This window comes from Microbacterium sp. NPDC077184, assembly GCF_040687055.1.
GTDB lineage: Bacteria > Actinomycetota > Actinomycetes > Actinomycetales > Microbacteriaceae > Microbacterium.
In genome coordinates this window covers 103480-126785 of sequence record NZ_JBFBMM010000003.1, presented here as the reverse complement: position 1 = coordinate 126785, position 23306 = coordinate 103480, and the positions used below count along the sequence as shown (strand labels likewise).

Below are 23306 nucleotides of genomic sequence, written 5' to 3'. Positions count from 1 at the left end.
GACGCGACGTGGAATCAGCGGGCGTGACGACGACGCTTGCGCAGCTCCTTCTCGAGCGACGCCCACTCCGCATCCACGAGCGCCACGCGCTCCGCGACGTCGAGGTCGGCGTCAGCCAGCGGCCGGCAGAGTGCGGCGACGAGTCGGCCTGCCACATACGGCGCCGCAAACGACGTCCCGCTCCACATGGCGAATCCGCCGGTGAAGTCGTCGGGGTCGATGGTCTCGCGCCGCAGCCCTTCCCGGTCGTCTCGCGTGCCGGCCTGGACCCCACCGGCGATCGGCGGCGCAGACGAGACCACCCCCGCTCCCGGGGCGAAGGTGTGCACCCACGCGCCGATGTTGCTGAACAGCGCGACGGTGTCATTCGGGTTAAGGGCCCCGACCGACAGGTGCGGCGCGGCCTTCGACGGTTCGGCGACATGGAAGTCCGATCCCGGCCAGTTCCACAGCGCCGCCGGGAAGGTCGGCCGATCGGTCGCCTCGTTTCCCGCCGAGCACACCACCGCGCAGCCGAACGAGCGCGCGAGGGCGAGGAGGTCGCTCAGCGCCCGATCGAAGAGCTCGTCCTCGGGGGTCTCGTGGTAGTACCCGACCGACAGGCTCAGGACGTCGATCTTCTTCCCGCCCTCGTCTTCGGGGGTCGCCATCCACTTCACGAGCGACCGCACGGCGTAGACGAACGCGCCCTCGAGGAGCGTCCCCTGGCTGTCGGCGATGCGTACGGAGATGAGGTCGGCGTCGGGACAGACCTGGCGGACGATACCGGCGATGAACGTCCCGTGCCCCGCCGCGAGGTCGAGTTCGCCGTCGTAGGCGCCCGACACGTCACCGATGGTCTCCGGGTCGGTGGCGGGGTCGTCGATGCCGATGACGTGGCCGTCGACGACGGGGTTGCGCGTGACGATGTCGTCCGGCAGCCACGCGTGCGTGCCGCATCCGGTGTCGAGCACCGCGACGACCGGGCGCCGCCCCTTGTCGGACACGCGGACCCGCCGCTCGGGCGCGGGCCCGATGTACTGCACCGGCTGACGTCCGCCGCTCCCCGGGTCGGCGTAGCTGTCGGTGCCGGGCGCGTTCGTCTTGCCGTACGGGTTCGTTTTTCCGTACGGGTTGGTCTTCCCGTAGGGATTCGTCTTGCCGTAGGGGTTCGTCTTGCCGTACGGATCGATGCTCAGGATGTGGTCGAGGCCGACGCCGGGCACGAGGGTGCCGGTCCGGGCGCGCGCCCGCTGGAGCAGCCGCCACGCGTCGATCGGCGGCACCGGCTGGTCGTCCCGATCGGGGCTCGGCTGAGGGAAGATGTCCACGCGATACAGGGTCGGAATGCCGTAATTCTCGCGACCGCGTCGGGCGCGGTCCGCGGCCACGTCGATCTCGACCGGTGAGCCGTCGAGGTTGTGGAGGCTTACGCCCCACCCGAAGTCCTGCGCCGCCGGACGCAACACATCGAGCACGTCACCCAGCCGATCGCCGACGTTCACCAGGAGGTGGTCGAGCGCGTAGTCGGTCGGATACGCCCGCACCCCCTTGACCGGCTCGCTGTTCGGGTCGAGCGACGCTCCCCGATCGCGGGCGGCGTCGTACCGCGCCCGCCAGTTGGGGTAGCGCGCGCCGTCGGGCGGGGAAATGTCGGACATCGGTGTCTCCTCAGATCGGGGCGAGTCAGATCAGGTCGGGTCAGATCACGAAAGCGGGTCAGGTCATGAAGGCGAAAGCGGGCGGGTCAGAGCTCGAACTGCGGGGTCTGGAACTCACGGATGCCGTCGCTCGTGCGGACGACGAGGATCAGCCGCACGAGTCCCGGGGTGACGTCGTCGAACGCGAATCGGCCGTGCTCGGCGGCATCCCGCGTCCACTCCTGGTCGCCGCGGACGAGGCGGATGGCGAGCGGATCGGCGTCCACCCAGCCGTCGACGCGGCGCGCCCCGTGCTCGGTGGCGCTGATGTGCAGCAGCACACTCGTCTTGCCGTCGCTGAATTGCAGAGTGGCGGTGTCGCTCTCGCCCCGGACCGCGGCGAGGTCGGAGGCGGAGGTGAGTGTGAGCAGCGCGTACTCGCGCGACAGGTCGTGCACCGCGACGGCGGCGACCATCCGGTCGATCAGGTCGGCGGGCACGGGATCGACCGTCTCCCATACGTGCCGGAGGCGGGCGAACAGCGCCGCATCGGCGGCGACGTCGTCGTTGTCCACGTCAGTTCCCTTCCCACCCGTCGCGGTCCAGCGACGAGCGGAGCTTGGTCAGGCACCGGCCGCGGGTGGGGCCGATGGATCCGATGGGCATCGCGAGGTCTTTCGCGATGCGTGCGTAGTCGGGGCGGTCGTCGAACGCGATGATGCGCAGGAGCCGGCGGCACCGTTCGTCGAGGGCTTCGAGCGCGCGCCACAGCCGCCGCGAGCGGTCGGCGTCAACGGCGACGTCCTCGGCGGAGTCCGCCACGGGCAGTCGCTCTTCGAGCTCCGGCACGTCGGTCGCGTCTGCTCGACCGTGGGCCTTCCCGACCTTCCACGCCTCGCGCCGGGCACACATGGTGAGCCACCCCGAGATCGCCTGCGGGTCCTGGATCGACGCGTGGGTGCGCACGAGCGTCAGCCACGTCGTCTGCACGACGTCCTGCGCGAGAGCGTGGTCGAGACCGTAGGAGCGCACGACGTGCCACAGCGGCGGGGTCATGAGCCGGACGAGGTCGTCCATCGCCCGCGCATCGCCGTCCCGCCACCGCACGAACAGCGCGGCGGCACGTTGCCACCGAGCGGGTTCCGTGGGGTCGACGGACGTCTCGGCGCCGGGTTGCGTCATGACGACCATTGTGTCCACACGACCACAGAGAGCGAAAGGCGCGGGCTGATACATGACACCGCCGAGAATTCCTCGGCACCGCGCCGACCTAGACTTTCAGGCATGACCTCCGCGAAGCTCCTCTACGTGTGCGTGCGTCCGCAGGCGGATGCCGCGGCGGCGGAGTACGAGTCCTTCCGCAGCGCCATGCGCCTGCAGCCGGAGCACCTCGACCGCGTCGACCTCGTGCGCGAGCTCCTCCCCGAGGACGTCGTCGACCGGTACGCGGGATTCGTCGTCGGCGGGAGCCCCTACAACGTCGCCGATCCGGAGGAGACCAAGACCGAGCAGCAGCGCGCGGTCGAGGCGGGCCTCGAGCACCTCGCGCAGGCGGCCGCGAATGCGCGTCTGGCCGGCATGTTCACGTGCTTCGGAATCGGGGTGGTCACGCGCCTCCTCGGCGGCGACGTCACGCGCGCCTATCCGGAGGGCACGGGTCCGGTCGCGGTCGAACTGACCGACGCCGGTCGCCGCGACCCGCTGTTCGGCCCACTCGCGACCCGTTTCACCGCGCTCACCGCCCACAAAGAGGGCACGGGCGCTCCCCCGCCGGATGCCGTGCTCCTCGCCACCGGCGATGCGTGCCCCGTGCAGGCCTACCGGGTCGGCACGCACCTGTACGCGACCCAGTTCCACCCCGAGCCGACGCCGGCCGACTTCGTCGAGCGGATGAAGGTCTATCGGAACGACGGCTACTTCGACGCCGACGCGTTCGATGCGACCGCGGACCGCGTGCTCGCGGCATCCGTCACCGAACCCCTGCGGCTGCTCCACGCCTTCGCGAAGGCGTTCGGCGAGGCCTGACGCCGAGCACCGCCGGCGCCGCGGGGTCAGGCCCCGGCGTTGCTGACCTGCGCGGCGCGGTCGAGCACGGTGCCGACGAGCGGCACGGCGATGACGATGACGGCGACGATGATCGCGGCGATGCCGACGACGGTCGACTGCGGCTCCGTCAGCAGGCGTCCGACGGCGAGCCACGACAGTCCCCATGACAGCGCGAGCCCGGGGGCGATGCGCCAGCGGCTCGCCCACGCGATCCCGACGCCGATGACGGCGACGACCGCCAACACGATCACCGCGACGATCTCTCCGGCGGCCGCCCAGTCCGCGGGCCCTGTGGCGGTGAGCCATGCGGCGGTGTTGGCGACGGTGGCCAGCGACACCCATCCGAGGTGGAGCCCTGTCACGCCGTCGATGAGCAGGGAGTCGAGGACGCCGCGACCCGGCTCGGTCACGGTGCGGCGGAACGTCAGGCAGAGCGCGATGAGCAGCAGCACGATGCCGGCGACGGTGAGGGGCAGCGTCGTGAACTGCGCGAGCACCAGCCACAGGCCGTTCAGCACGGCGGTGAGCGCGACCCACCAGCCGATGGCGCGCTGGCGGTCCCGCGCGCGCTGCGAGGGCAGGGCCTGCCAGATCGCGTAGGCGATGAGGAGGATGTAGATGACGCTCCAGATCGAGAACGCCGGCGTCGCCGGGGCGAGGAGCGAGGCATCCGCGTCGAGGGCGCCGTCCTGGAGGTCCTGCACGGGCGTGCCGCCGAGGGCACCGGTTCCGACCGCCGCGGCGATCAGCATGAAGACGACCGCAGAGATCACGACGATCTGGCGGAGGAGGTCGCGAGGGGCAGTCATCCCCCGACAGTAGGAGCGGATGCCGACCACCGCGCGGGTCTTGACTTTGGGACGCGGCGCGGAATCAGACGTTCCCCGCGGCTCCCGGCGGGTCCAGGAGCAGACCGATGCGGTCGGAGAGGTAGGTCTCGAGCGGCATCCATCCGCCGGCGGCACTCCAGCGGATGCTCGGGATGCCGTCGCGCATCGCGAGCGGTCCGGGTGCCCCGCCGGCCTCCACCGCGGCCAGGTCGAGGGGCGTGTAGTCGATGTGCAGGGTGGCCCCTTCGGCGAACCCGCCCCGCGAGGCCGCGGCCTGCAGCGCGGAGCGCGCGCGCTGGGCCTCGGCGGTGAATCCGCGCCGGACCTCGGCGCGCGAGCGGAGGATGTCGCCGACGGCCGCAACCTCGCGGTCGCCGATGAGGAGCGTCCCGACGTGCCAGGCGTCGCCGCGCGGGACGATGCGCGGCGCCCTCCCCACACCGAGGAACCGCTTCGGGATGATCAGCTCGCCGAGTCCGTCCCGCGGGATCGGCGCCAGACGTTCGCGAGCACGGTCGAAGAGCTCGCCGATGGAAGCGGTCACAGGAGATCGTCCTCCACGGGCGCGGCCGAGCGTCGCACCCGCTGACCACGCACGGCCATCCCGACCAGCGGGAAGAGGAGGACGGTGAGCATGCCGGCGCCGATGAACATCGCCGCCTGCCCCGAGCTGAGGACGCCCTCGTCGACACCGATGCCCATCACGGCCACGATGATCGGCAGGCCGGTGGCGCCGAAGATGCCGACGGCCATGCGCTCGCGCCGATCGGCGTCGGCGGGGGCCGCGAGCGACGCCGGGAGCCCTCGCACGATCAGGAGCGCGAGCGCGATCGCCGGGACGCCGAGGAGCAGGATCGGCTGGTCGAGCAGGGCCTGCAGGTCGAAGGTCACGCCGGTGTAGACGAAGAACACGGGGATCAGGAGGCCGAACGCGACGGCCTCGACCTTGCTCTCCACCGCCTCGCGCGCCGGCTCCGCGGCATCCCGCATGATGAGCTGCCAGACGATGCCGGCAGTGAAGGCGCCGAGCAGGATGTCGAGGTCGAGCACGATGCTGACGGCGACGAGCGCGGCGAGGATGAGGAAGATCACCCGGATCGCGAACTGTCCCGAGGTGTGCAGCGTCGCGTCGACGAAGCGGTGCATCGCCCCGCGCGGGAGGCGGAAGGCCAGCCAGATGGCGAGCGCCGCGAGCAGGGCGAACACCGCGAGGACCACCGTCGACAGTCCCGGGTCGCGCCCGCCGAGGAAGATCGAGATGGCGATCAGCGGCCCGAACTCCCCCAGCGCGCCGATGGCCCCGATCGACCGCCCGAACGGGGTGCGCAGGTCGCCGCTGTCGCGGAGGATCGGCAGCAGCGCGCCGAGCGCCGTCGACGACAGAGCGATGCCGATGACGATCGCCGCCTCGCCGGGGTCGAGTGTCCAGCCCAGGGCGACGCCGAGTCCGAGGCTCAGGAGCCACCCGAGGCCGGCGCGGCGACCGATGCGGCCGCGGAAGGAGTCGAAGGCGATCTCGGTGCCGGCGACGAAGAAGAGCATCGCGAGGCCGAACTCCGCCAGCGCGCCGATGTAGGGGCCGGGAACGGCCCAGCCGAGCAGGCTCGGTCCGATCAGGATGCCGAGCACGAGCTCGAACACCACGATGGGGATGCTCACCCAGCGCCCGAGACCGCGCGCGACGAGCGGCGCGAGCACCGCGACCAGCGGGATCAGCAGCAACGTCGGCTCGAGGTCATCCACGGGTTCAGGGTAGCGACCGGAGGAGCGCGGTCACACCGAGTGCACGGGACCGATGCCGCCGCCGCGGATCTCGCGGTGGAGCCGCTCCATCCGCGCGTCCAGTTCCGCGGCGCTGTGGGCGGCATCCCGCAGGCTCTCGGAGAGCTCGGACGGGATCTGCGCGTCGTACTTGTAGTAGATCTTGTGCTCGAGGCTCGCCCAGAAGTCCATCGCGATGGTCCGGAACTGCACTTCCACCGGCACGTCGAGGCGCCCGGTGGAGAGGTAGACCGGCACCGAGACGATCGCGTGGAGGCTCTTGTATCCGTTGGCCTTGGGCTGGGCGATGTAGTCCTTCACCTCGACGAGATGCACGTCGTCCTGCGCGGTGAGCAGGTCGAACAGGCGGTAGGCGTCGGCGGTGAAGCTACAGGTGATCCGGACGCCGGCGATGTCGGTGATCGCCCGGCGGATCGAGTCGAAGTCGGCGTCGACGCCCTTCCGCTGCACCTTTTCGACGAGGCTGTCGGGGCTCTTCACGCGCGAGGTCACGTGCTCGATCGGGTTGTAGTCGTGGAGGAGGAGGAACTCCTCGCGGAGGATCGCGATCTTCGTCTCGATCTCGCGGAGCCCGAACTGGTACCCCATGAGGAAGCGTTGCAGCTCGTTGCGCATCTCGCGGAGCTCCGCCGCCGAGACGGTGAGGGTCGTGTGGTCGGGATCGAACGCGTTCACCGCGGAGCTCGCCATGCGTGCCACCGTACGGATGCCGGCTACGAACCGCCTGGGAGCGCCTCGCGCGCGGCCTCCGCAGCGCGGGCGGCTCGGGCGGCGGCGGCGGTCAGTTCGACGTGCGCGGCCTCGGCCTCCTCCGTCTCGGCGCGGGCGACCTCCGTCTGCGCCTCGACGTCGTCCAGGCTCCGCCGGAGCTCGTCGGCGCGCTCGCGGAGGTGCGCGAGCCGCGTGCGACGGCGCTCAAGGTCGCTGTCGGCTGCGGCGAGCCGGCGCTCGGCATCCGCCTGGGCACGGTCCGCCTCCCGCGCGGCACGCTCGGCGGCCTTCCGCGCCCGGCGCTCGGCGAGATCGTCGGGAGGCGGTGGCGCCGGCGCGACTCCCGGGAGGGATCCGCCGACCGCGTCGGCGAGGTCGGCGGGATCGAACCCGCCCGCCACCAGCGGGCGGACGAGGCGACCCGTCATCACCACGGCGGCGGCCGCGGCATCCATCACGGCGGCGTTGATCGTGGAGGCGATGTCGTCGCGGGCGCTCGCGCTCACGGTCACGCCGGCCTCTTCCGCGAGGGCCTCGGCTTCGGCGGCGAGGGCCTGGACGAGGCGGCGACGCTGACGGCCGAGTTCGGCGAGGGCGGCGGCATCCGCGTCGTCCTGCGCTTCGCGGAGCGCCGCGGACAGGGTGATCGCCTCGGCGAGGCGCCCGTCGCGGACGGCGAGGGAGACCACCCACGCGGCCACGGTGGGCTTCCGGAGCTCCCGCACGCGGGCGGCATCCGTGCGTCCGAGTCGGGCGGCGCGGTCGTTGCGGGCCGCGGTGAAGCGCTCGGGCGCGAGGGCGTAGAGCTCGGCGGCGATGGCGTCGAGATCCGCCCCGCGCGCGGCCTCGCCGGGGTCGGCGTCGGCATCGCGGGTGCGGGGCATGGTCCCATTCTGTGCGGCGGCGCCGCGTCTGACCACCCCCGCCCGGCCACCTCGCGGATGCCGGGCAGGGACGATGGTCAGTCCTGAAGGACCGCGGCGGCCTGGCGCGCGGCACCCAGCGCGACGTATTCGCCCGGCTCGGGCACCTCGACGGGCACGCCGAGCACGAGCGGGGCGATACGGCGGACGGCCTCGGACTGCGCTCCGCCGCCGACGAGCAGCGCCCGCTCGATCGGGACGCCGAGGGCGCGGAGGGCGTCCATCCCCGCCGACAGGCCCGACAGCATCCCCTCGACGGCCGCGCGCGCGAGGTTCTCCCGCGTCGTGGAGGCCAGCGTCATCCCGGTGAGCGACGCGGTCGCGTCGGGGAGGTTGGGGGTGCGCTCGCCCTCGAAGTACGGCACGAGGGTGAGGCCCCCGGCGCCCGGCTCGGCGGCGAGCGCGAGGCGCGAGAGCTCGGCGTGATCGACCGCGAGAAGACCCGCGATCGCGTCGAGCACGCGCGCCGCGTTCAGCGTCGCCACGAGCGGAAGGTAGCGGCCGGTGCAGTCGGCGAAGCCGGCGACCGTCCCCGAGGGGTCGATCGTGCGCTCCTCGCTGACGGCGAAGACCGTGCCGCTCGTTCCGATCGACACCACGGCGTCGCCGGGGCGGGCGTTCAGGCCGAGGGCCGCACCGGCGTTGTCTCCGGCTCCTCCGCCGACGCGTCGGCCGGCGGCATCCGTCACCCATTCGGTCGGTCCGAGCACGCGCGGCAGCTGCGCGTCGCGCCCGAGGGCGGCGACGAGCAGGTCGCGGTCGTACTCGTCGCCGACGGATGCCGCGGGCCGGAAGTACCCGGTGCCCGAGGCGTCCGAGCGGTCGGTGACGAGTTCGGAGAGGTCGGGGCCGCGGGGCGACTCGTCGACCGGACCGAAGCCGCGGAGGCGCCACGTCAGCCAGTCGTGCGGGAGCGCGACGGCGGCGACGCGGGCGGCGTTGTCGGGTTCGGTGTCACGGAGCCAGCGGAGCTTCGTGATCGTGAACGACGCGACCGGCACGAGGCCGGTGCGCTCGGCGAGCGCCTCGGCCCCGAACTCGGCGATCAGGTCGGTCGCGGCCTGCGCGGAGCGGGTGTCGTTCCAGAGCAGAGCGGGGCGGATGACACGCCCCTCGGCGTCGAGGACGACCATGCCGTGCTGCTGGCCCCCGATCGCCCACGCAGCGATGTCGGCGTCACCGCCGGCATCCGCGATCGCCGCTTCGAGGGCGCGCCACCAGGCGGCAGGGTCGACCTCGGTGCCGGGCGGGTGCGACGCGCGCCCTTCGCGCACGATCGCACCCGTCTCGGCATCCGTGATGACGACCTTGCATGACTGGGTCGACGAATCGACCCCCATCACAAGCGTCATGTCAGCCGCGTGCTCCCATGAGGTGCTCGGTCGCGAGCTGCTGCAGGCGGACGAACCCGAAGCCCTTGCCGCCGAGGTAGACCGACGGGTCGAAGTCCTCGTAGGCGGAGCGGTCGGCGAGGAAGTCGTCGTACGTCTCGCCCTCGTTCAGGGTCGGGACCGACAGCTCGTCGACGCGCGCGGCGGCGAGCGCCTCCTGCACCTCGGGGTCGGCGCGGAAGGCCGCGGCGCGCTCCTTGAGCAGCAGGTAGGTGCGCATGTTGGCGGCGGCCGAGTCCCAAACACCGGACTCGTCCTCGGTGCGCGAGGGCTTGTAGTCGAAGTGGCGGGGGCCGTCGTAGGCGGGGACGCCGCCGGGGCCGCCGTTCTCGAGCAAGTCGACGAGCGAGAAGGCGTTGTGCAGGTCACCGTGACCGAAGACGAGGTCCTGGTCGTACTTGATGCCGCGCTGGCCGTTGAGGTCGATGTGGAAGAGCTTGCCGTGGAACAGCGCCTGCGCGATGCCCGCGGTGAAGTTCAGGCCCGCCATCTGCTCGTGGCCGACCTCGGGGTTCAGGCCCACGAGTTCGGGACGCTCGAGCGAGTCGATGAACGCGATGGCGTGTCCGAGGGTCGGCAGCAGGATGTCGCCGCGGGGCTCGTTGGGCTTCGGCTCGATGGCGAAGCGGATGTCGTAGCCCTTGTCGGTGACGTAGTCGCCGAGCAGGTTGACGGCCTCGCGGTAGCGCTCGAGGGCCGCGCGGATGTCTTTCGCGGAGTCGTACTCGGCGCCTTCGCGGCCGCCCCACATGACGAAGGTCTTGGCGCCCAGCTCGGCGCCGAGGTCGAGCTGGCGGAAGACCTTCCGCAGCGCGAAGCGACGCACGTCGCGGTCGTTGGAGGTGAAACCGCCGTCCTTGAAGACGGGGGCGGAGAAGAGGTTGGTGGTCACCATCGGCACGGTCATGCCAGTGTCGGCGAGCGCGCCCTTCAGGCGGTCGATCTGCGTCTGACGCTCGGCGTCGGTCGAGCCGAAGGCGAAGAGGTCGTCATCGTGGAAGGTGAGTCCGTACGCGCCGAGCTCGGCGAGCTTCTCGACCGCGTGCACGACGTCGAGGGCGGGGCGCGTGGGCCCGCCGAACGGGTCGGCTCCGGTGTAGCCGACGGTCCACAGACCGAAGGTGAACTTGTCGGCGGGGGTCGGGACAGGGCCCGAAGCCTGGGTGGTCATGGCGCTCCTTCGCGGTAATTGTTGCGGTTAACAACGTATCTCACGATCGGCGTCGCGTCCATCCCTCGCCCCGCGCGGGTTCGGGGCTCGGATACGGCCCGGGCTAGCATTCGTAGATGCCCGAGAAGACGCGCGTGACCCTCGCCGCGATCGCGGCCGAGGCGGGCGTCTCGCTCGCGACGGTGTCGAAGGTGCTGAACGGGCGCGCGGACGTCTCCGCCGCCACCCGCGAACGCCTCGAGGAGCACCTGCGGCGGAACGGCTACACGCGGCGCAACGCCAGCCAGCGCTCCGAATACATCGAGCTGGTCTTCCACGAGCTCGAGCCGAGCTGGTCGGTCGCCGTCATCGAGGGCGTCGAGGAAGTCGCGGATGCCGCGGGCCTGTCGGTGGTGCTCAGCGTCAGCGGCGACCGCCACTCGCCGGCATCCGACTGGATCGATGGGGTGCTCCGCCGCCGCCCGCTCGCCGTGGTGCTGGTCTTCAGCGACATCCCCCCGCGCTATCGCGAGAAGCTGCGCTCGCGCGGGATCCCGTTCGTGATCCTCGACCCCGCCGGCGACCCGGCACCCGACGTCCCCGCGGTGGGTTCGGCGAACTGGTCGGGGGGCCTGGCCGCCACCCGGCACCTCATCGAGCTGGGGCACACCCGGATCGCCGCGATCACCGGGCCGGAAGACATGATGTGCTCCCTCGCCCGTCTCGACGGCTACCGCTCGGCGATGAACGCCGCGGGGCTCGAGATCGACCCCGACCACATCCGCTTCGGCGACTTCCTCCCCGGCGAGGGCGAGCGCCACGGCGCCGAGCTGCTCGCCGGCCCGAACCCCCCGACGGCGATCTTCGCCGGCAGTGACCTCCAGGCGCTCGGAGTGATCGCGGCTGCCGCGGCGCGCGGTCTTTCGGTGCCGCGGGATCTCTCGGTCGTCGGTTACGACGACATCGCCCTCGCGAAGTGGATGAGCCCGCAGCTCACGACCGTGCACCAGCCCCTCCGTCGCATGGGCGAGGAGGCCGCGCGCCTGGCCCTCCGCATCGCCGACGGCGAGCAGGCCGACACCATGCGCATGGACCTCGCGACGCACCTCATCGTCCGCGGCAGCACCGCCCCGCCCGCCTGATCGCCATCCTCGACACGACGAAGCCCCCGCGCGACAAGATCGGCGGGGGCTCGTTTGGGTATCTCAGCTAATTGGGCTCATAGTCTGTGTCCTTCCCTCGGGGATAGCGAATCTAGCCACCGTCGAGCGCTTTGGCAATGGGGAATCGGGGCATCGCGCCAAAGCGGGAATCCATATTCGGACGGTGCTCGGTGGATGAACGTCTGCGCGCATGTCGCGACTGCGTCGAGTTGCTACTCCTTGGCGCCGCTGCAACCATTCGCGCACCCCAGGAAGGGGGAGCTCATCGTGGTTGCCCCAACACGGAGCAACGTCGCCCGCGAGAGTCCCTCGCGCTGCGCACGCGCATGTACACACGCGCGGTGGCAAGATCGGGCCGTGAAGTACGGGGAAGCCAAAGCGCTTATCAAACGGACGATGGGCCGAGCGCGGGCGACGACAGGAAGAACCTCCGCCGACGCGCTGCAGGAGATCGGTGAGAGCGAAGCTATCCAGGCTTTTGACGCTCTGGAGCGGCAGGGAGACGGCGCGTTTGTCGGAGCCGATGACAATCTCAAGGCGTTCTTGTGGGAGTTTGCTCGCTCTCTAAGCGCCAGCACCCCGGCTCACGATCAACATCCTGACCTTCTCCTCCGAGTGATCGCCGCATACGAGGCGGCGGCTGGGATCAAAGAACCACGCGCGCACGAGTTGCGCATCGGTCTGTTGAACAGGCGGATCGCTGCTGAGCATGGCTTCCGACCAGACGCGGGATGGCCGGGTGACGATGGGCGCAAGCTGCAGGAGGAGTTTGAATCGCTGCGTGGGCTGAATCTAACGGAAGAGCAGCGGACGAAGTTGGAGCAGTCGTCAACCCTGTTCGCGGGGCGCAGAACTGACGTCTACTCGACCATCGCGTTCGAACTCCCCCACCCGCTTGTTCGCCGGCCAACCTGCGTGACGCTTGACTACGAAGGGGCGGAAGTGAGAATCGACATTCGTCCAACGAGCGCCGCGCCCGACATGATCGCTTTCGCCGAAGGCGTGCACCACTCACTTACTGTTTTGGGCGGAGGCGCCTGGCCACCTGGTGTGTCAGAAGTACTCGTCGTGTTCCGTGGTCTGATCGACTGGACGGCCTCTGTCGAAAGCTACGAAGATCCAGCCGTGTCCAGTTCGGGAGGAAGATCGCCTGCGATCCCCCAACTGGTAGCCGATGTCCTTCGGGCTGCCCTACTCGGACTGCAGGTTCGTGCCGATGATGAGCTCGACGGGTACTGGATGCCGGTGGCGAACGATGTTCGTCAGTACCAGCTTCAGATAGGCACTGCGACTGACCCCACTGCGTACTACATGCACCATTTGACTCCCGGTGGCGCGCGGGCGACAGTCCTGGATGGACCATCCTTCGAAATCGATCTGGGAACCGTAGAACTTCCGCGACCATGGCAGGCCGCGCGCGTCTACGCCCACGGCGCCCTGAGAAGCGCCCGCTACTTCGACGCCGTCGTCTGGACGAACGTTGCTATCGAGGCATACATCGACGAAGTGTTGGCGGAGATATCGGGAACACCGGGGGTCGATGCATCCGAGTTAGCAAGAGGCAGCAGCCTCTTTGCTGAGGCGGAGGAGATTGTCGCCCGCGCACACCCCCACCTCGCCGGAACAATCGAATGGCCGACCACGGAGAAGGCGCCTTCGCGCTATCGCCAGATCTCCGCAGCCGCACGGCTCGCGACGATGGGCACGAGCAAGAAGGTACTGCAGAACTTGTACTCGGCTATTGCGAGTCAACGCAACGATGCGGTCCATGGCCGATCGATCGACTCTGTGCCAGCGCAAGCGGCGCGCGCCGCCCTCGAGGCCCTCGACGCGTTCGTGGAGAAGTTCCGCGTCACCCCTCCATTGATCGACAACTAATACCGCGGTCGCGGCACAACTACCGACGGCGTGGGTGATTCTCTACGTGCCGGCGTCGATACCGAAGGGCGCCCAGCAAGAACGTCTCGGAGGCCGATCGAGTCTGCTCCCTCGCAGCGTCCTGGAGCGAATCACGCACGCGTTCCACTGTTCCGCGGCCCGATCGCTATCGGTGCGTCACGAGAGCAGAACATCGCGGGCGCGCCCCCGGCGTCCGAGAAAACAGTACCCACGGGAAAATGCTGGCCAGGCACAACGAGGGAGTCGGCGTTTCCCTGTCGGGACCAGCCGATAACCTGGTGCGCGCCATCACAGAATGAGGGGACACGTGACAGAAGGCTCCCGCGCCCGTCGGCTTAGGTTCTACGGGCCAAACGACTACGCCTCCTACTGGCAGGTGGACGATGCTGTTGAACTGATTCGGGGGTTCGACGAAGCCAGACCGTTCGCCACCGCTACCGACGCCATCGAGTCTTTCAACGCCCAGCAGTTCGTGAACGCCGGCTTCTTGCCGAGGACGTTCTCCGACGACGAACGCGCGGAGCTCGAGGGCGCAGCCGCGGGTGCACGCAGCGCAGTCGCGCGGTTCTTCACGCTTGTCGACGACTCAAACCTTGAAGAGCTAGTCAGCGACTTGCCATTCGAATACCACCTCGACCTGCTCCTGCTCCTCGGTAACAATAGGGCATACGAACGCTGCGACGCAGCACGCATGCTGCAGGTTCTGGCGGCGAATGGCGTGACCCTAGGAGAGATGCTCGCCAACAAGAAGTTGGTCACCGTCTACGACAGCGACCTTCGCAATGCGCTCCTGCGCGACGTTCGTGGCGCCGAACACGTCATCCGTCACCACTTCTCGAAAGACTCCAAGCACACCATTCACCTGCCGCGTTCACTAAATGGCCGGGACAAGCGCACCCTCTTGCAGCGCTATATCGAACACCCCGACGCGAACTTCAACTACGTCGCTCTCATCGAGACAGCCAAGATCGAAGCCGCAACAGGTGTGGACGCCCGGTTGAAACTCATCGCAAAGCGCCGCAATGAAAAGGAAACAAAGGAGTTCTTCGTAAACAACGCCGGCATGAAGTCAGGATGCGAACTCTCGATCTCTGACGAACAGGATGAGCCGGTGGTCGAAAGCGTCGACGGGATGGTGGTCAGCTACTCTTACAGCCGCGCCTGGCTGGAATCGACCACCGACGAACCCAGCGTCCTCAACAACTTCCAGCACTTGTTCCATTTCGCGAACCGGAATGTCATCCTCACCCTGCCGTCTTATCGCTCCCAACTTGGAGTGTTTGAGAGGTTCATGATGACCACTGGCCGAACCGATTACCACATCGGCGTCGACTACCGCGTGCGGGACATGAGCTCTACCATCCAGACCCAGCTCGTGCACCACTTCCTCGCACAGAAGGGCATCGATCTCGAGTCTGTCGTGGGCTGGTTTTTCGAAGACTACCTGCCGGCCGAGTTCGGAGCCTCGGGCTTTGCCTTCACACCCTCCGCGAGTGGGTCTAGTTACCTCGAGAAGGTTCGGCACCTGTTCAGCGAAATGGAGAGCGTGGTCCGTCAATTCACGTTCTTCGCTGAAGACGACGAGATCGACCGGGAGCTCCTGACGATCTCGTCCGAGGCCGTCCGCTTCAAGGACATCCCCAGCCGTGTGGCGGGGAAGTATCTCTATGCAACGGACCATTCAGAAATCCGGGGAATCTTGCATGCCTTGTTTTCTGACCAGTCAACCCTCAACTACATCAACGAAGACCTTCGCGCAGACAACGCTGCCGAACTCATCATTCGCAACAAGGTGACGTATGGCGACTTTGCTGGGCATCAGCAGCCCATCGTCGACCAACTCATCGATCTCGGGATCTTGACCAGCGACAGTTCTCGCGTCCAAGTGACAGACGCCGCGCAGTTTCTGATCTTGAGTTCACTCTTCGCCCACGAGTGCGCGAGCTACTTCCATCTGGGAGAGCGGGGCCGTGCAGCGGCCGACGAAATGGTTTCGAGGGGCTGGCTGCGTCGCGAATCATCGTTGCTGACCGAGGAAGAAGCCAGCTACTTCAACTACCACCTCAACAACGTTGAGTTCAGCAATGGACCGGCACTTCGTAACAAGTACCTCCATGGGTCTCAGGCGAATGCCGACGACGCTGACGCGCACTTCGCTGTCTACCTTGTGGCGTTGAAGCTGCTGATCGCTCTCATCATCAAGATCAATGACGACTTCTGGCTAGGTTCTGCGGACGACTCGAAGGGGGACTCGCAGGGCTGACGAAGAGGTCAGTCCGGCGAACGGTGCAAGCCGCTCAGGGTTGACGAGGCGTAACCCGCACCCGAACTTCTGCCCACGGGGACCAGCCGTCCGCCGACACAGTGGTGCATCACTGGGCGGATGCGGGTCCTCGATGGAACACACCCAGCCTGCCGACGCGGTTCAGAGCTACCGCCGGAGATCGCGCAAGGCGATGCCCGTAGAACCAGGCCGCAGTGGGGCCCGGCGAAGGCCCGACGTGCGGCACATCGACGGCGGACTCGCTCTTGCCCGATCACAAGCGCCCGACGGCGTTCGCGGAGCGGACCCACCCTCTCTGTCGAAACTTGCGGCGCGTTTTCGTAACAGTTCCGTAACGGGGTGCCGTCAACGCGCCTGCGCGGATTAGTTTGCGAAGACCACAAACTACGCGAAGGAGCGTTCTGTGAATCGACATCGGGTTCGATGGGGCGTCGCCGCCACTCTCACCACCGCCGCCCTGATCGTCGCCCCCCTCGTACCCGCCGCCGCGGAGGACACCGTCCTCTCGGCCGTGGACTTCGAGGACGGCACGATCGGGGAGTGGGTTGCGAGCGGAGGAGACGACTCCACCCTTTCCGTGATCGACCTCGACGGCAGCAAAGTGCTGCAAGTCGCCGATCGCAACGCCGACTTCGTCGGCATCCAAAGCCCCCTCGGCATCTTCGAGGCCGGCGCCACCTACGACCTGTCCGCACGTGTGAAGCTCGCCCCCGAGACGCCGGCCACCTCGGCCCGCCTCGTGATGAAGCCCGCGTACGAGTGGATCGGCAACACCCCGGTCTCGGCCGACGCGTGGACGACCATCGAGGGCATCTACACCGTGCCCGAGGGCGCTGACACGTCCCAGCTGCAGCTGTACATCGGCACGAGCGACATCACGGACGTCCCCGCCTACACCTACTACGTCGACGACCTCGAGATCGTCCACGTCGGTGCCGACACCGGGGGCGGCGACAACGGGGGCGGCGACGGCGGAACCCCGCCGGGCGACACCGCCCTGTCGAACGACTTCGAAGAAGGACTCGGCGGATGGGGCCCCCGCGACAGCGGCAGCGGCGCACCCGTCGTCACCCTCGTGAACGACCCGGTGTTCGCCGGCTCCGGCGCGGCCGCCCTCACCGGGCGCACCTCGCAGGGCTCCGGCTTCGGCCACGACATCGCGTCGCTGACGGCGGAGACGACCTACGAGGTCTCGGCGCAGGTCCGCTTCGGTGAAGGACAGCCCGCGGTCCCGGTGTGGATGACGCTCGAGCGCACCTTCGAGGGCGCGACGACGTACGCCACCCTGGCGCAGTTCACCTCGGTGACGAACTCCGGCTGGACCGAGGTGCGGGCATCCTTCCCGCTCTCCGCGTTCGACAGCGGCCGGCTCTACTTCGAGACCGACTACAACGGCACGAACACCTCCGACCTGTACTTCGACGACATCGTCGTCTCGGTGCCGGAGCCGGCGGTGATCGAAGACATCACGCCGCTGATGAACACCCTCGACATGCCGGTGGGCGTCGCGATCGACCGTCGTGAGACCACGGGCGTGGCCTCCGAGCTGCTGCTCCGTCACTTCGACCAGGTCTCGGCCGAGAACCACATGAAGCCGGATGCCTGGTACGACGCCGACGGCACCTTCCGCCCCAACCCCGAGGCGGACGCAATCATGCGCTTCGCGGTCGAGAACGACCTGGACGTCTACGGACACGTGCTCGTGTGGCACAGCCAGACCCCGGCGTTCTTCTTCCAGGCCGAGGACGGCTCGCCGCTGACCACCAGTGAGACCGACCGCCAGATCCTCCGCGACCGGATGCGCACGCACATCTTCAACATCGCCGAGTACCTCGCCGACACCTACGGCGCCTACGGCGGGGGCAACCCCATCACGGCGTGGGACGTCGTCAACGAGGTCGTCTCGGACAGCTCGGAGTTCTCCGACGGACTGCGCCGCAGCGAGTGGTACCGCATCCTCGGTGAAGAGTTCATCGAACTGTCGTTCCAGTACGCCGACGAGGCGTTCAACGAGGAGTTCGCCGCGCCCGGCAGCGACCGCCCCGTGACGCTCTTCATCAACGACTACAACACCGAGCAGTCGGGCAAGCAGACGCGCTACCTCGCTCTCATCGAGCGGATGCTGTCGCGCGGCGTCCCGATCGACGGTGTCGGTCACCAGTTCCACGTCAGCCTCGCGATGCCGGTCTCGGCACTCGAGGCCGCGCTGGAGCGCTTCACGGGCCTGGGCCTCACCCAGGCGGTCACCGAGCTCGACGTCACCACCGGCACCCCGGTGAACGAGGCGCTGCTCGTCGAGCAGGGCTACTACTACCGCGACGCGTTCCGGGTGTTCCGCGACTACACCGACGAGCTGTTCAGCGTCACGGTGTGGGGCCTCACCGACGGCCGCAGCTGGCGCTCCGGCAACGGCGCACCGCTGCTGTTCGACGACCGCTACCTCGGCAAGCCCGCCTACTACGGCGCGGTCGACGAAGAGCTCCCCGCTCGCCAGCGGAGCGCCTTCGTGTTCGGCGGCTCCGTGCCGCTGACCGACGAGGCGGCATCCGCTCTGGAGTGGTCGCTGCTGCCGCTGCTGCCGATCGAATCGATCGCGCAGTTCCAGATGCGCTGGGAGGCCGACGAGGCGACCGTGCTCGTGAAGGTCGACGACACCACGGTGCAGGATGCCGACGGCATCGACCTGCAGCTCGGCGACACCGTCTTCTCGGTCGCACGATCGGGCGAGGGCGACCGCGAGGCCGTCGTCACCGAACGCGAAGGCGGCTACGACGTGGTCACCACGGTGCCGCTCGAGGGTGCACAGGAGGGCGACACGCTCGCCTTCGACGTGCGGGTGCGCGACGGCGAAACCATGCAGGGCTGGAACACCACGGGCCAGACCGGCATCCTCACGCTGGTCGAGCCGGTGTCGTACCTGGCGATCCCCGAAGCCGCCGAGACTCCGGTCATCGACGGCGAGATCGAGGACGGATGGGATGCCGCACCGTCGGTCTCCACCGACCGTCAGGTCTCGGGCACAGGCGGGGCGACCGCCGAGGTGCGGACGCTCTGGGAGGGCAACAACCTGTTCGTCCTCGCTGAGGTCGCCGACCCGATCGTGGACGTCACGGGCTCCGACCCGTGGATCCAGGACTCGGTGGAGTTCTACCTCGACGCCGGCAACGTCAAGAACGGCTCGTACCGCTACGACGACATGCAGGTGCGCATCAACGCCGACAACACCCTGTCGTTCGGCACGGGCGACGAGCCGTTCCAGCGCGCACGCGTGGAATCGGCGGCCGTCCGGGTCGACGGCGGGTATGTCATCGAAGCGCGTCTGAGCCTGCTGGACTCCGGCGGCGAGGGCACGTTCCACGGCCTGGACTTCCAGGTGAACGACGCCTCCGAGGGCGCGCGCACCGGCATCCGCAACTGGGCCGACCCGACGGGCGCGGGCTACCAGTCCACCGCCCGCTGGGGTGTGGCGCAGCTCGTGGGCGCAGACAGCGTCGACCCGACGGACCCGACGGACCCGACCGACCCGGTCGACCCGACGGACCCGGTCGACCCGACGGACCCGACCGACCCGACGGACCCGGGCACGCCCGGCACCCCGGGTGACTCGGACGACGGCCCGACGGTCGCCGCCCCGGGATCCGGCTCCGGTTCGGGCTCGCCCCTCGCCACCACCGGCGTGGAGCTGCCCTGGGCCCTGGCCCTGCTGGCCGCGCTGTCGCTCCTCTCCGTCGGCGGCATCGCCGTCCGGCGCGGGACGACGCTCCGGCGGATGACCAGCTGAGCAGGCCATCGGGCCCGGTGAGACACGTTCTCGTCGGGCCCGATGCCTACACTGGTGCGATGAATCTCATGGGGCCGGGCGGTCGCCAGCGCAACCTCTCGTCGGTGCTGGGGCTCCTCCACCGGAACGGCCCCCTCTCCCGCGCGGCCCTGACCGACGCCACGGGCCTGAACCGCTCCACCATCGCCGACCTCGTCGGCGAGCTCTCCCGCGCCGGCATCGTCGAGGAGCGCGCCCCCGATCCGGCCCGCCGCGTCGGACGTCCCTCCCCCATCGTCGCGATCGACCCGCGCGTGGTCGCCGTCGCCGTCAACCCCGAGGTCGACGCGATCACCCTCGCCGTCGTCCGGCTCGATCAGAGCATCGTCCTGCGCGAGCGCCACGAGGTCTCCCGCGCCCCGGCGCCGGAAGAGACCGCGCGCCTCGTCGCCGATCGCGTCGCTCACTGGCGCGCGAACACCATCCCCGACGCCGTCATCGTGGGCATCGGCCTCGCGGTCCCCGGTCTCGTCCGGGCCTCCGATGGCCTCGTCCGCGACGCCCCGCACCTGCACTGGCGCGACACACCGCTGCGCGAGCTCGTGGAGGATGCCGCGGGCCTTCCCACCCGGGTCGGCAACGATGCGAGCCTCGGCGCGATGGCCGAGCACCTCTTCGGCGCCGCGCGCGACGTCGGCGACGTCGTGTACCTCAACGGCGGCGCGAGCGGAATCGGCGGCGGTCTCATCATCGGGGGTATCCCCGTGGGCGGCGCCGACGGCTACGCGGGCGAGTTCGGCCAGAACCGCCCCGGCATCGCCGACGAGAGCGATCGCCGCGCGAGCGGAGGGGTCCTCGAAGACGAGGTGAGCCGCGCCCGGCTGCTCGACGCCGTGGGCCTCGACTCCGCCGACGAACCGACGCTCGCCGCCGCCGTCGCCGCCGCGGTCGCCGGTGACGACCCCGACGACCCGATCCGCTGCGAGGTCGAGCGCCAGCGCCGCATCCTGGCGACCGCCCTCGGCAACGCGGTGAACGTGCTGAACCCCTCCGTCGTGGTGCTCGGCGGCTTCCTCGCCACCCTCGCCGAGGTCGACGTCGACGACCTGCGCGATCGCGTCCGCGCGCAGGCCATGCCCGCCTCGACCGAGACCCTCGAGCTGCGGTCGGCGTGCCTGGCCGAGGATCGCCTGCTCATCGGCGCCGCCGAGCTCGCCTTCGCCGGCATCCTCGCCGATCCCGCTCTGCCGACCACCGCCGAGGATGCCGACCGCACCCTCGTCAGCGGGGCGGCGCCGTCGTCTCCCTGACGATCAGCCGCGTCGCCAGCCCGATGTGGGTGGACTCGGGCGTCTCGCCGTTCATGAGCGCGACGAGGAGGCCGGTCGCGGTCGCCCCGAGCGCCTGCATGGGTTGACGCACGGTGGTGAGCGCGAGGGAGCCCTGCGTGGCGTCGGGGATGTCGTCGAAACCGACCACCGAGAGGTCGCGCGGCACGGCGATGCCGAGGCGCGCGGCGACCTCGATCACGGCGAGCGCGGACAGGTCGTTGGCCGCGAAGACCGCCGTCGGGCGGTCGGCGGATTCGAGCAGCAGCCGCGCCTGCTCGCGCACCGTCTCGGGGTGGTACATGCCCACGCGCACGAGCGCGGGGTCGTACGCGATGCCGGCGTCGCCGAGGGCGCGTCGGTAGCCGGCATCCCGCAGGATCGACGAGCGCAGATCCGGGCGCCCGGCGATAAACCCGATGCGGCGGTGACCGAGCTCGATAAGGTACCGGGTCGCCTCGCGCGCCCCGGTGAAGCTGTCGGACTCGACCGTGGGCAGGTCGGCGCGGCCGGTGTGCGGGTCGACCGCGACGATCGGCACCTCCGCCGTCACCCCGAGGACGGTCGGGGTGACCATGATGACGCCGTCGATGAGGGTTCCGCTCAGGCGGCTGAGCGAGCGGCGCTCCCACCCCTCGCCGTTCGGCTGACGCGAGCCGCTGTAGGCGAGGAGGTCGTAGTGGGTGTCGCGGAGGGCGCGCCCGACCCCCTTCATGATCTCGGCGCTGAACGGCTCGAAATCGGCCACGAGCACGCCGATCACGCCGGTGCGACGTGATCGCATGCTGCTCGCGACGAGGCTCGATTCGTAGCCGAGCTCGGCCACGACGCGGAGCACCCGCTCGACTGTGTCGGCGGCGACGCCGTAGCGCCCGTTGACCGCTTTGGAGACGGTCGCGGGCGAGACACCGGCCGCCTTGGCGACGTCGGTGATGGTGGGGCGCATGCTCATGAACGCTGATCGTAGCCCTTTTTGAAAATGATTTCGAAAACGTTTGACATTGTTGGAAAGCCCGCGAAAAATGAGTTCCGCCCGAGGAGTCCACCCACAGCAATTCGGGCGTTCGCAGCGCACCTCGAGGAACGAGCGTGCACCTCAACGAAGAGAACAGGTGAGTCACATGAAGGCCAGAAGATTCGCAGCGGGCGCCGTGTCCCTGCTCGCCGGCGCGCTCGTACTGAGCGCCTGCACCGGCGGCGGCGGAAACGGCGATGCCGGCGACGGCAGCGTGAACATGACCCTCTGGCAGAACTCCACGACCGGTCCCGGTCAGGCGTTCTGGCAGAACGCGATCGACACGTTCATGGAAGAGAACCCGGGCGTCACGATCGAGATGCAGTCGGTCCAGAACGAAGACATGGACGGCCTGCTCCAGACCGCCCTCAACGCCGGCGACCCGCCGGACATCTTCCTCCAGCGCGGTGGCGGCAAGCTCGCCGACATGGTCAACGCCGGCCAGCTGAAGGACCTCACGGACCTCATCTCCGACGACATCCGCGCCGAGATCCCCGAGGGCTCCTTCGCCGCCGAGACCTACCAGGACCAGATCTGGGCGATGCCGCTGTCGGTCCTGCCCGGTGGCTTCTTCTACAGCGAGGACGCGTTCGCCGCGGCCGGCATCGAGGAGACCCCCGAGACGATCGCCGACCTGGAGGACGCCGTCGAGGCCATCAAGGGCACCGGCATGGAGCCGATCGCCCTCGGTGCGCAGGACGCGTGGCCCGCCGCCCACTGGTACTACTTCTTCGCGATCCGCGAGTGCAGCCCCGAGGTGATCGAGGAGACCGGCGACAGCAAGGACTTCAGCGACGAGTGCTGGACGCGCGCCGCCGAAGACCTGCAGGAGTTCGCCGCGATCGAGCCGTTCAACCAGGGCTTCCTGACCACCCCGGCCCAGCAGGGCGCCGGCAGCTCGGCCGGCCTCATCGCGAACCGTCAGGCCGCGATGGAGCTCATGGGCGCCTGGAACCCCGGCGTGATCGCCTCGCTCACCCCCGACGAGCAGCCCCTCCCCGACCTCGCCTGGTTCCCCTTCCCCGAGATCGAGGGCGGCGATGGCCTCCCCGGCTCGATGATGGGTGGCGTCGACGGCTACTCGTGCGCCGCGCAGGCTCCGGACGAGTGCGCCGACTTCCTGAACTTCGTCGCCAGCGCCGAGCAGCAGGAGCTGTACTACGAGGCGTTCCAGTCGCCGCCGGTGAACACCGTCGCCCAGGAGGCCGTCACCGAGCCCTACCTGCAGCAGATCCTCGAGGCGTACAACAACGCCCCGTTCGTCTCGCAGTGGCTCGACACCGTCCTCGGTCAGAACGTCGGCAACGCCCTGAACGTGGCGGTCGTCGACATGCTGGCGGGCAACAGCGACCCTGAGCGCTTCATCCAGACCGTCAACGCGGCGGGCGCACAGGGCTGATCATGT

18 protein-coding genes are annotated in these 23306 nt (G+C 69.3%); 7 read left to right on the top strand and 11 right to left on the bottom strand.

Annotated elements, in window-relative coordinates; translation table 11 throughout:
- Positions 1-14: 14 nt before the first annotated feature.
- The 3 genes from AB0O93_RS07670 to AB0O93_RS07660 all read right to left on the bottom strand — a co-directional run bounded on the left by AB0O93_RS07670 (position 15) and on the right by AB0O93_RS07660 (position 2801).
- Complete coding sequence (locus AB0O93_RS07670) at positions 15-1640, bottom strand: S8/S53 family peptidase (protein WP_363342101.1); 1626 nt, start codon at positions 1638-1640, stop codon at positions 15-17.
- Positions 1641-1726: 86 nt separating this feature from the next.
- Positions 1727-2194, bottom strand: coding sequence for a hypothetical protein (locus AB0O93_RS07665; protein ID WP_363342099.1), 468 nt, complete (start codon positions 2192-2194; stop codon positions 1727-1729).
- A 1-nt stretch (position 2195) separates the two neighbouring features.
- A complete protein-coding gene (locus AB0O93_RS07660; RefSeq protein ID WP_363342097.1) occupies positions 2196-2801 on the bottom strand; it encodes a sigma-70 family RNA polymerase sigma factor in 606 nt (201 codons plus the stop codon).
- Positions 2802-2903: 102 nt separating this feature from the next.
- Between AB0O93_RS07660 and AB0O93_RS07655 the strand changes: the two genes are divergently transcribed.
- Positions 2904-3644, top strand: a complete 741-nt coding sequence (locus AB0O93_RS07655) for a GMP synthase (protein ID WP_363342095.1) — start codon at positions 2904-2906, stop codon at positions 3642-3644.
- Positions 3645-3670: 26 nt separating this feature from the next.
- On the opposite strand, the gene AB0O93_RS07650 is transcribed toward AB0O93_RS07655, so the two are convergent.
- From AB0O93_RS07650 to xylA, 7 genes are all read right to left on the bottom strand, one after another.
- Positions 3671-4474, bottom strand: a complete 804-nt coding sequence (locus AB0O93_RS07650) for a tryptophan-rich sensory protein (protein ID WP_363342093.1) — start codon at positions 4472-4474, stop codon at positions 3671-3673.
- 64 nt (positions 4475-4538) lie between these two features.
- The gene (locus AB0O93_RS07645) at positions 4539-5039 is read right to left on the bottom strand and encodes a glutaminase (RefSeq protein WP_363342091.1); all 501 of its coding nucleotides are present in this window, start codon (positions 5037-5039) and stop codon (positions 4539-4541) included.
- Complete coding sequence (locus tag AB0O93_RS07640; RefSeq protein ID WP_363342089.1) at positions 5036-6238, bottom strand: cation:proton antiporter; 1203 nt, start codon at positions 6236-6238, stop codon at positions 5036-5038. Before AB0O93_RS07640 ends, AB0O93_RS07645 begins: the two co-directional genes overlap by 4 nt.
- Before the next feature lie 30 nt (positions 6239-6268).
- Complete coding sequence (locus AB0O93_RS07635; protein WP_363342087.1) at positions 6269-6967, bottom strand: GTP pyrophosphokinase family protein; 699 nt, start codon at positions 6965-6967, stop codon at positions 6269-6271.
- Positions 6968-6990: 23 nt separating this feature from the next.
- The gene (locus AB0O93_RS07630) at positions 6991-7872 is read right to left on the bottom strand and encodes a transposase (protein WP_363342085.1); all 882 of its coding nucleotides are present in this window, start codon (positions 7870-7872) and stop codon (positions 6991-6993) included.
- Between the two features lie 77 nt (positions 7873-7949).
- Positions 7950-9263 (bottom strand): xylulokinase, encoded by a 1314-nt coding sequence (gene xylB, locus AB0O93_RS07625; protein ID WP_363342083.1) that lies wholly within the window; start codon positions 9261-9263, stop codon positions 7950-7952.
- A 1-nt stretch (position 9264) separates the two neighbouring features.
- Positions 9265-10473 carry a xylose isomerase gene (gene xylA / locus AB0O93_RS07620; protein WP_363342081.1) on the bottom strand — a complete coding sequence of 403 codons (1209 nt, stop codon included), beginning with the start codon at positions 10471-10473 and terminating at the stop codon, positions 9265-9267.
- 116 nt (positions 10474-10589) lie between these two features.
- Between xylA and AB0O93_RS07615 the strand changes: the two genes are divergently transcribed.
- The 5 genes from AB0O93_RS07615 to AB0O93_RS07595 all read left to right on the top strand — a co-directional run bounded on the left by AB0O93_RS07615 (position 10590) and on the right by AB0O93_RS07595 (position 20868).
- Positions 10590-11594 carry a LacI family DNA-binding transcriptional regulator gene (locus AB0O93_RS07615; protein WP_363342079.1) on the top strand — a complete coding sequence of 335 codons (1005 nt, stop codon included), beginning with the start codon at positions 10590-10592 and terminating at the stop codon, positions 11592-11594.
- Between the two features lie 378 nt (positions 11595-11972).
- Positions 11973-13493, top strand: coding sequence for a hypothetical protein (locus tag AB0O93_RS07610; protein WP_363342077.1), 1521 nt, complete (start codon positions 11973-11975; stop codon positions 13491-13493).
- 328 nt (positions 13494-13821) lie between these two features.
- On the top strand, positions 13822-15777 hold the full coding sequence (locus tag AB0O93_RS07605) for a hypothetical protein (RefSeq protein ID WP_363342075.1): 1956 nt from the start codon (positions 13822-13824) through the stop codon (positions 15775-15777).
- A gap of 424 nt (positions 15778-16201) precedes the next feature.
- Entirely contained in the window at positions 16202-19579 is a 3378-nt protein-coding gene (locus tag AB0O93_RS07600; protein ID WP_363342073.1) for an endo-1,4-beta-xylanase, read from the top strand.
- A gap of 59 nt (positions 19580-19638) precedes the next feature.
- On the top strand, positions 19639-20868 hold the full coding sequence (locus AB0O93_RS07595; RefSeq protein ID WP_363342071.1) for an ROK family protein: 1230 nt from the start codon (positions 19639-19641) through the stop codon (positions 20866-20868).
- Here the strand turns inward: AB0O93_RS07595 and AB0O93_RS07590 are convergent.
- Entirely contained in the window at positions 20840-21838 is a 999-nt protein-coding gene (locus AB0O93_RS07590) for a LacI family DNA-binding transcriptional regulator (protein ID WP_363342069.1), read from the bottom strand. The two genes, AB0O93_RS07595 and AB0O93_RS07590, sit on opposite strands and share 29 nt — an antisense overlap.
- 169 nt (positions 21839-22007) lie before the next feature.
- Here AB0O93_RS07590 and AB0O93_RS07585 point away from each other — a divergent pair, with 169 nt between their 5' ends.
- The gene (locus AB0O93_RS07585; RefSeq protein ID WP_363342067.1) at positions 22008-23300 is read left to right on the top strand and encodes an extracellular solute-binding protein; all 1293 of its coding nucleotides are present in this window, start codon (positions 22008-22010) and stop codon (positions 23298-23300) included.
- Positions 23301-23306 lie beyond the last annotated feature (6 nt).

Bases quoted from the DNA above. Each gene is read 5' to 3' on its own strand.
- AB0O93_RS07670 (WP_363342101.1), bottom strand. From the start codon at position 1,640: ATGTCCGACATTTCCCCGCCCGACGGCGCGCGCTACCCCAACTGGCGG.
- AB0O93_RS07660 (WP_363342097.1), bottom strand. From the start codon at position 2,801: ATGACGCAACCCGGCGCCGAGACGTCCGTCGACCCCACGGAACCCGCT.
- AB0O93_RS07655 (WP_363342095.1), top strand. From the start codon at position 2,904: ATGACCTCCGCGAAGCTCCTCTACGTGTGCGTGCGTCCGCAGGCGGAT.
- AB0O93_RS07650 (WP_363342093.1), bottom strand. From the start codon at position 4,474: ATGACTGCCCCTCGCGACCTCCTCCGCCAGATCGTCGTGATCTCTGCG.
- AB0O93_RS07635 (WP_363342087.1), bottom strand. From the start codon at position 6,967: ATGGCGAGCTCCGCGGTGAACGCGTTCGATCCCGACCACACGACCCTC.
- AB0O93_RS07630 (WP_363342085.1), bottom strand. From the start codon at position 7,872: ATGCCCCGCACCCGCGATGCCGACGCCGACCCCGGCGAGGCCGCGCGC.
- xylB (WP_363342083.1), bottom strand. From the start codon at position 9,263: ATGACGCTTGTGATGGGGGTCGATTCGTCGACCCAGTCATGCAAGGTC.
- xylA (WP_363342081.1), bottom strand. From the start codon at position 10,473: ATGACCACCCAGGCTTCGGGCCCTGTCCCGACCCCCGCCGACAAGTTC.
- AB0O93_RS07615 (WP_363342079.1), top strand. From the start codon at position 10,590: ATGCCCGAGAAGACGCGCGTGACCCTCGCCGCGATCGCGGCCGAGGCG.
- AB0O93_RS07595 (WP_363342071.1), top strand. From the start codon at position 19,639: ATGAATCTCATGGGGCCGGGCGGTCGCCAGCGCAACCTCTCGTCGGTG.
- AB0O93_RS07590 (WP_363342069.1), bottom strand. From the start codon at position 21,838: ATGAGCATGCGCCCCACCATCACCGACGTCGCCAAGGCGGCCGGTGTC.
- AB0O93_RS07585 (WP_363342067.1), top strand. From the start codon at position 22,008: ATGAAGGCCAGAAGATTCGCAGCGGGCGCCGTGTCCCTGCTCGCCGGC.